Origin of the sequence: Limnospira sp. PMC 289.06 (assembly GCF_032350395.1) — a bacterium.
In the GTDB taxonomy this organism is placed as follows: Bacteria; Cyanobacteriota; Cyanobacteriia; order Cyanobacteriales; family Microcoleaceae; genus Limnospira; species Limnospira platensis.
On record NZ_JARPLC010000182.1, the window covers coordinates 1 to 7,073 of the forward strand.

The following is a 7,073-nucleotide window of genomic DNA, read 5'->3' on the forward strand; positions in this document are numbered from 1 at the left end:
TGAACAGCCAGGGACAAGAGGTAAACGCGATCGCACAATCAAGCCAAAGCCACAAAAATCCGTTAGGACTTGGGAGTAGAATTGTCTGTGGCCCTAACGGATAACAGGTTCTCAAGCTGTTATGGTTCAATCACCTAGCCATAACTCATGGCCATAATCATCATACAGAAAAACTAAAGCGATCGCCAGCCAAGTCAGTTAACTCGTATAAACGCTTCGCCTATATTTCGCCTATATAAGTTGCATCAATCACGGCAATATATTACCTTTCCATCAGTAAGCTATGAAAACTCAATTCCTCCTTAAAACTTGCCAAATCTATGAATCATACCCCAGAACTCAACGATCGCCGCCAGATTTTCGGTTGGATCATGTATGACTGGGCTAACTCTGCCTATGTCACCACCGTTGTCGTAGCCGTTCTCCCCGCTTACTTTGCGTCCGTCGTCGTCCCCCCCGGCGGAGTCACCATAGCTGGAATTAACTATAGCGCCACCGCCTTATGGGGATTTGTCACCAGTTTGGCTGCCTTTTTAGTGTTTATGGTAGCCCCTATTATGGGGGCAGTTTCCGACTTTTCCGCATCCAAAAAGAAATTTTTAATAATTTGTGCTTATACAGGCTGCCTAGCTGCTAGTCTACTGTTTTTTTGTGGTACAGGAGATGTCTGGAAAACCCTAACTCTCTTTATTATAGCCCAAATTGGCTTTGTCGGCGGCAATATCTTCTATGATGCCTTCCTCCCCAGTATTGCATCGGAAGATAAAATGGACTGGGTTTCTGGTCAAGGTTTTGCTTGGGGATATATAGGCGGTGGCTTGCAATTAGCCTTATCTTTAGCTTTAATTGCTGGACATCAAACCATTGGTATTTCTGCCGAACTAGCAGCCAGACTCGCCATTTTAATGGCAGCAGTTTGGTGGGGTGGTTTTTCCTTAATCACATTTTTTAACCTCAAAGAAGCCCAAACCTTTGAGGAAATTCCCCCGGAATATCAACATTTACCACCCTGGCGCGCTTATATACAGGTGGGACTTCTCAGAACCATTGTCACCGTCAGGAAGGTGCGTTTATTTAAGCATTTACTACGGTTTCTCATTGCTTACATGATTTATAACAACGGCATTCAAACTGTGATTACCATGGCCACTATCTACGGTTCCGAGGAGTTGGGTTTTTCCCAAAATGTTCTCATGATTACCCTATTGGTGATCCAGTTTGTCAGTTTTTTCGGGGCTTTGGGTTTTAGTAAACTCGCCGAATTGACTACCTCCAAAACAGCTTTAATGATTTCTTTGGTGGGATGGTCGATTGTAGTTATCTATGCTTATTTTATGAATAGCCCCACTGAGTATTTTGTCTTAGGGGGAATTGTCGGATTGGTTTTGGGGGGGTCCCAGGCTCTCAGTCGTTCCTTTTATGGCTCCATCATTCCACCTTGGGCGGCGGCTGAATTTTATGGGTTTTACTCAGTTTTTAACAAAGGTTCCGCCATTTTCGGACCTTTCCTATTTGCTGTAATCCTCCAGGTGACGGGAACAGCACGCAATTCTATCCTGGCATTAATTGTGTTTTTTATAGTTGGTTTGGTCGGTCTATATTTCGTAGATGTTGAACAGGCTAAACAAGCTAGAAATATTCAGCATTTAGAATAGCGATCGCCTCCCGATTTTCCCTACTTAAACATCAGAAACCTGGATAGTTAGCCACCCTAGTTATTAGCCGCTCAACCCATCCAGGTTATCACTGATTATTGGTAGTTATCATCAACTTCTAGCTGGCAAACTTCAGGTCTTCGCCTTCGTCTACAATCAAATGTAAACATAACAGTTTTTGCCTCAAAACTGGCTTACCTTTCCCAGGAAAATAGATTTCTAATTCCGCATCTGATGGCGCTTCAAATAAAAATCTTTCTCCGGGAAATACAATATGCTCTAAATACCAGTTATCAATGTTAGAAATCCGAGCAATCTCAATTTTTTGGCTATCGTTATAGTAGCAACAAAGTTGTTTATTCGTCTGATGGTTATTCAATTGATATAAGTTTGACATCATGGTTAAATCCTCTGGGAACTAAAAAAAGTTTGTCGATACTGACTTTGTTAAACTTGATCCCTGACCCCAACTTGATGAGGGACCAAATTCTCAGATTAAGCCAAATTGCTAAAAATCCGTGGACCCTGAAACTGATAATGCTTCTCCCCTGATGAGAATGACCTAGGCTAATTCTCCCTTCCATCTATGTTAGATCTACGGGAAACCAACCCCGATCGCTATTTCCGGGATCTTCGCCGATTTGGGGCGAGTTAACCCACGGAGGTTTAGCTCTCGGTTCGGACCTTAGCCGTTGTGTGTGTCCATCATCTTAAAAGATTGCATCAAATCAGAATCCCCATTTTAATTATTTCTAAAGAATAACAACAAGGCCAGAGTTAGCTAGTCTATCTAATGGCTTACTTTTAAGTATGATGGATCTGGGTAAATAAGTGTCGCGATCGCTATCACTGACTGATCATGTTTATTATCACATCCCAATCGTTCCCGATATGTTTTTATTTTGGTGATACCCCCAGACCACTCATACCTCATCGGAAATCTGCAAGTGGCCAAAAAGGTCCGCTAAAATGGTATTGGAGAATAAAAACCCCTCCGGGTCTGTCAGTCGTAGGTGACGCTTCGCTGGCTTGTCCGGTTCTTCCTCAGTATAGACTACCTCCACCCAACCCCGATCGCCATAAGGTTTGAGAATATCAGTAATTTGACTTACAGCCACTTCCCCAAATTGCTGTTGAAGCCTAAGAAGATCCACCCCACTAGCTAACCGCAGTCCCAGCATCAAAGTTTCTAACAGAATATCCGATCCTAAAATAATCGCGATCGCCTCTGTAGGGGCGGGTGGAAGATCAGCACTATCAGAAACCAGCCAACTTTCGCTCGCCCCTCCCCCCCCGGAGGACCGTAACCACTGATAATAGCGATCGCGGGTTCTCGGTCGCGTCAGTCGATACCCCCCCACATAACTCGCCGCCCCCATACCAAAGCCATAGTAAGGTTGATTATGCCAATAAACCAAATTATGGCGACATTCAAACCCAGGTCGCGCATAATTAGAAATCTCATAATGTTTGAACCGGGAAGTCAGGCATTTTTGCGCCTGTCGATAGAGGTTGGCTGTAGTTTGATCATCAGGAAGGGGAAACTCTCCCGGTTTATAGTAGCGACCAAAAGCCGTTTGAGGTTCCACAATCAGATCATAATGGGAAACATGAGCAGGATTAATGCTCAAAACCTGATCTAGGGACTCTTGCATCATTTCTGGGGTTTGATGGGGTAAACCAGAAATCAGATCAATACTGAAGTTCACAACACCCACTTGATTAATTAAATCGATCGCCCTCCAAATATCCGCCACAGTATGCGATCGACCACAAAGCCTTAATAAATCATCCTGAAACGCTTGTACACCCACACTCACCCGATTGGCCCCCGCCGCCACAAATCCCTGTAATTTCCCTAAATCAAAAGTCCCTGGGTCCATTTCTACCGAGATCTCAGCATCACTCGCAATTCCCAAGTGATCGCTAATGGTTTTCATCAGGCGATCGAACTGCTGAACCGATAACAGAGAGGGAGTCCCCCCCCCAAAAAATACTGTTTTCAGCGGAAGTCCGAAATGCCTTTGATTAACAATTTCCTCACACAGAAAATTTACATATTCCTGAATCATCCCAGAATTTTCCCCATGGCGGCGATCGCCCACCACAGACACCGCAAAATCGCAGTAGTAGCAGCGGCGGCGACAAAAGGGAATATGTACATAAGCCGCAGTGGGAGTTTCAGTATGGGTTATACAAGATTCATTTAGCATTAATTAGCGCGCCTGGGACAATTTTAAAATATTCGCCTCAATATCTGATGCTCTTCGGGGCATAGAAAATAGATAGCCCTGACCAAATAGCCATACTATATTCTGAAGATACTTTAACCGATCCCTTGTTTCGATACCGTTTGCGATCGCACCATTACCCAATTGATTACTCAATGCTACAATCGTTTCCACTACCTGATGATTCAGACGTACTGGCTGCATTTGGTTCACAAAAGATCTATCTATCTTTAAAGTGTCAATGGGGAAACGGTGCAAGTAGCCTAAAGAAGAGTAACCTGTACCAAAATCATCCAAACTGATCCCAATTTTTCGCGATCGCAATTCTGATGTTAGGGCGATCGCCATTTCTGGATTATCCATTAATGCACTTTCGGTAATCTCCAACTTTATAGCCTCTGGTTTCACTCCCGTATTAGCCAGAACCCGATCTATATCTACCAAAGCGCGTAGGACTGGCAAACTGACGCACCGACATATTAACACTCATCATCAAATCAGAATTACCCTGTTGATGCCACTTGTGTAGTTGTTCACAGGCTTGTTGTAGCACCAATAAACCCCCGATTCACCACTAAACCCGTTTCCTCCATACAGGGGATAAACTCTCCTGGTGACACTAAACCTCGCTGGGGGTGTCGCCAACGCACTAATGCTTCAAAACCCACCACATCCTCTGTGGCCAGCCTCAGAATGGTCGTCAATTACGTGAAAACTCTTGTTGTGCGATCGCCCTTTGTAAATCCGTTTCCAGAGTCAGCCGTTTAAGTGTGGCCGCCGTCATTTCTCGGTTAAAGATTTGATGGCAACCTTTTCCCCGCCCTTTGGCTTTGTACATTGCCGTATCCGCTGCTTGTAATAGGGCTTCAGCATTAGAGTTTACTTCCGTATCTAGGGCAATTCCCATACAAACAGACATAAAAATATCACAATTTTCTATCTGAAAAGCCTCGGTAAATGACCCCATTACTCCATTAATCCAATCTGTTAATTCTCCGGTTGCATAAATGTTTTTCAGCCCAAAACAAAACTCGTCCTCTCCCACTCTACATAGTACATCTCCGGGGCGCAGATGTTGTTTAAGACGTTCTGCGATCGCTCTCAGTAGTTGATTTACCACCTGGTAACCAAAAGCACCATTAACGCTCTTTGAATTGGTCACAGTCGAGATAGGCGATCGCATAATTTTCCCCGCTGCTGTCAACGTAGCTATCCGATAGTTTTTGTAATAACTGCGCCCGACTTGGTAGCTGCGTTAGCATATCTTCATCTATCAGCCTTTGTAACTGAGCCGTGCGTTCTTCAACCATCAGTTCCAATTTCGTGTTAAAATCGGCTAGTAGTTGATATTGTTGCTTAATTCTGAGCATAGAGCGCATCCGTGCCAGCAATTCTAAGCGATTAACAGGTTTCGCAATAAAGTCATCTGCTCCCGCCGCCAGACATTCAGCTAGACTCTCCTTAGAAGATAATGCCGTCACCATAATAATCGGTGTTCCTTCCCATTCACTCATAGCTTTAATACGGCGACAAAGCTCAATACCGTCCATAACTGGCATCATTACATCCAGTAAAATTAGATCCGGTTTGATTACATTAATTACTGAAAGTGCATCTTGTCCACTATAAGCATAGTGTAAATGATAGTTTTCATCAATCAAACAAGTTTCAACTACATCAAAATTATCTGGATCATCATCCACAATTAAAATTGATAACATCGGTAGATTTTCCTTAGCAATTCAACAACTATCTATGGTTCCACGGCATCTAGTTTCACCATCTTAATATAAATATGATACGTTGTAACGTGACAATAGGGTTATTTGTATTATTTAATAGCTAATGAACAATCGGTAAAGTAATATATATCATCGTTTCTTGATTGTATCTGCTATTAATTTGTATGGTTCCTCCCACCAATTCAACAATTTTATCCACGATTTTTAAACCAACACCCAGGCCTTGTTGCTCATAGCTTTTGCGTTCAAACTGCATAAAAGCACCGATTTGATTGATTTGCTCTTCCGTCATCCCACGCCCCAAATCATGAATCCATAGCCCTAGTTTTTCCCCGATAATCTGAGAGCGAATCGAGATGGGTTTCCCCGGATTGGAGAATTTCAAAGCGTTGTCAATCAACTCATTTAAAATAATCGACAAATACCGCTCTGATATCGCCACGGTAGCCGGTTCTATATCCAACTTAAAATCATCATAGCGTTGGCTATCCGGTGCATATTTTTTGCAGATAGGTTCCACAAAATACAAAGATAACATTGTAGACCCTGGCGGAACTTCTTTTTCCTCGCTACTTATCAGTTCCAATTCCAAATAAATTAGGAATCTTTTGACTAAATTTTCCAGGCGACAGGCTGATTGATACGCCAACCTTAACATCTCCACTGTTTCCGACATCTCCACATCTTCTATATCCTTCAGATCCTCCATCACCAGGGCGAGCATTCCTAAAACACCATTTAGAGGGGTATTTAGTTCGTGGGAGAGACTAGAGGCTAAATTACCCCGCAGTCTGACCAGAGTTTTTTCGAGTACTTGAATTGTATTCTTCTGCACATTAGACAAATGAGAAATTTGGTCATATTGTTGCTTAATTCTCAGCATTGAATGGACACGAGACCGTAATTCTAAAGCATTAACGGGTTTCCCGATAAAGTCATCCGCTCCCGCTGCGATACATTTAGCTAAACTTTCTTTAGAAGATAATGCCGTCACCATAATAATAGGTGTAGATTGCCATAGTGGCATAGCTTTAATGCGGCGACAAACTTCAATCCCATCAATAGCTGGCATCATCACATCCAGCAAAATCAAATCTGGCTGGATTAATTTGAGTGCGGAAATTCCCTCCTGTCCACTAGCAGCATAATGTAGCTGATAGTCTTGATTACTCAAAAAGGTTTCAATCACATCAAAGTTGTCAGGTTCATCATCAATAACTAAAATAGATAACATTTGTCGATAGTCCTTAGCAAGTCTAAAATCCCAAATTTGATGACTTTTCTTAGTTCATTTAGTCATGAGTTTATAAATATTGATCAATACTCATTTACTCATGAGTTACTCTACCCGGCAGTATATCTATAACCTGGTAATTACCGGAAAACTCAGGAAAATTTATACAAATAGCCATCTCTTCTAAAAACGGGTTTCAAATCTATTGGCA

8 protein-coding genes are annotated in these 7,073 nt (G+C 42.6%); 1 reads left to right on the plus strand and 7 read right to left on the minus strand.

What is annotated here, in order from left to right:
* The first annotated feature begins 320 nt into the window (after positions 1-320).
* Positions 321-1,655, plus strand: a complete 1,335-nt coding sequence (locus P5674_RS22355) for an MFS transporter (RefSeq protein WP_006616871.1) — start codon at positions 321-323, stop codon at positions 1,653-1,655.
* A 118-nt stretch (positions 1,656-1,773) separates the two neighbouring features.
* Here the strand turns inward: P5674_RS22355 and P5674_RS22360 are convergent, their stop codons facing one another.
* From P5674_RS22360 to P5674_RS22390, 7 genes are all read right to left on the minus strand, one after another.
* Entirely contained in the window at positions 1,774-2,055 is a 282-nt protein-coding gene (locus P5674_RS22360; protein ID WP_014275464.1) for a DUF1830 domain-containing protein, read from the minus strand.
* A gap of 523 nt (positions 2,056-2,578) precedes the next feature.
* The gene (gene hemW / locus P5674_RS22365) at positions 2,579-3,868 is read right to left on the minus strand and encodes a radical SAM family heme chaperone HemW (RefSeq protein ID WP_006616873.1); all 1,290 of its coding nucleotides are present in this window, start codon (positions 3,866-3,868) and stop codon (positions 2,579-2,581) included.
* A 3-nt stretch (positions 3,869-3,871) separates the two neighbouring features.
* A complete protein-coding gene (locus P5674_RS22370; protein ID WP_006616874.1) occupies positions 3,872-4,348 on the minus strand; it encodes an EAL domain-containing protein in 477 nt (158 codons plus the stop codon).
* A gap of 71 nt (positions 4,349-4,419) precedes the next feature.
* Complete coding sequence (locus tag P5674_RS22375) at positions 4,420-4,590, minus strand: EAL domain-containing protein (RefSeq protein WP_006616875.1); 171 nt, start codon at positions 4,588-4,590, stop codon at positions 4,420-4,422.
* Positions 4,587-5,048 carry a GGDEF domain-containing protein gene (locus tag P5674_RS22380; protein ID WP_006616876.1) on the minus strand — a complete coding sequence of 154 codons (462 nt, stop codon included), beginning with the start codon at positions 5,046-5,048 and terminating at the stop codon, positions 4,587-4,589. Before P5674_RS22380 ends, P5674_RS22375 begins: the two co-directional genes overlap by 4 nt.
* Positions 5,026-5,607 carry a response regulator gene (locus P5674_RS26700; RefSeq protein ID WP_006616877.1) on the minus strand — a complete coding sequence of 194 codons (582 nt, stop codon included), beginning with the start codon at positions 5,605-5,607 and terminating at the stop codon, positions 5,026-5,028. Before P5674_RS26700 ends, P5674_RS22380 begins: the two co-directional genes overlap by 23 nt.
* Before the next feature lie 121 nt (positions 5,608-5,728).
* Positions 5,729-6,862 (minus strand): hybrid sensor histidine kinase/response regulator, encoded by a 1,134-nt coding sequence (locus P5674_RS22390; protein WP_006616878.1) that lies wholly within the window; start codon positions 6,860-6,862, stop codon positions 5,729-5,731.
* Between the last annotated feature and the right edge of the window lie 211 nt (positions 6,863-7,073).

What these genes read in the sequence shown, in the direction of transcription:
- hemW (WP_006616873.1), bottom strand. Translation starts at nt 3,868, where the DNA reads ATGCTAAATGAATCTTGTATAACCCATACTGAAACTCCCACTGCGGCT.
- P5674_RS26700 (WP_006616877.1), bottom strand. Translation starts at nt 5,607, where the DNA reads ATGTTATCAATTTTAATTGTGGATGATGATCCAGATAATTTTGATGTA.
- P5674_RS22355 (WP_006616871.1), top strand. Translation starts at nt 321, where the DNA reads ATGAATCATACCCCAGAACTCAACGATCGCCGCCAGATTTTCGGTTGG.
- P5674_RS22390 (WP_006616878.1), bottom strand. Translation starts at nt 6,862, where the DNA reads ATGTTATCTATTTTAGTTATTGATGATGAACCTGACAACTTTGATGTG.
- P5674_RS22360 (WP_014275464.1), bottom strand. Translation starts at nt 2,055, where the DNA reads ATGATGTCAAACTTATATCAATTGAATAACCATCAGACGAATAAACAA.